Origin of the sequence: Skermanella stibiiresistens SB22 (assembly GCF_000576635.1) — a bacterium.
Lineage (GTDB): Bacteria > Pseudomonadota > Alphaproteobacteria > Azospirillales > Azospirillaceae > Skermanella > Skermanella stibiiresistens.
Genome location: NZ_AVFL01000118.1, coordinates 1 through 516, shown reverse-complemented (window position 1 = coordinate 516; position 516 = coordinate 1). Strand labels below are relative to the sequence as shown.

Genomic DNA, 516 nt, shown 5'->3' with positions numbered 1-516 from the left:
CATGAGAAGCACGGCGGCAAGCCGCGCCGGAGCTGGCGAAAGCTCCATCTGGCGATCGATCCGGACAGCGGAGAGATCCTCGCCTCGGAGCTGACCACCACGGACGACGGCGATGCATCCCTGGTCGGCCCACTGCTCGAGCAGATCGACTGCCCGATTTCGGCGGTGTTTGCTGATGGCGCATACGATGGCGAGCCGGTCTACCGCTCCGTCGCCGGGCACACGCCTGACGCCGCGGTGATCATTCCGCCCCGATCAACCGCAGTACCGAGTGACACGGCCGAAACCGACCCGACCCAGCGCGACCGGGCATCGTCAAGTTGGCAGCGGGGCGGGTTTGCCTGAGCAGCGTGGGTCAGGTATGAGACGGCCATGACGAGCGCGACCAAAGCCCCCTACGCCGGCCACCGCTTCCCTCCGGAGCTGATCAGCCACACGGTGTGGCTGTACTTCAGGTTTCCACTCAGCCTTCGCATGGTGGAGGAGATGCTGGCCTTCCGCGGCATCGAGGTCAGC

At 66.1% G+C, this 516-nt stretch carries 1 protein-coding gene and 1 pseudogene; both read left to right on the top strand.

Annotation, left to right across the window (positions count from 1 at the left end; genetic code table 11):
• Positions 1 to 345, top strand: a 345-nt coding sequence (locus tag N825_RS35730) for a transposase (RefSeq protein ID WP_425423773.1), incomplete at its 5' end; no start/stop codon positions are given.
• A 27-nt stretch (positions 346 to 372) separates the two neighbouring features.
• Positions 373 to 516: pseudogene (locus N825_RS35725) on the top strand (IS6 family transposase); the annotation flags it as partial.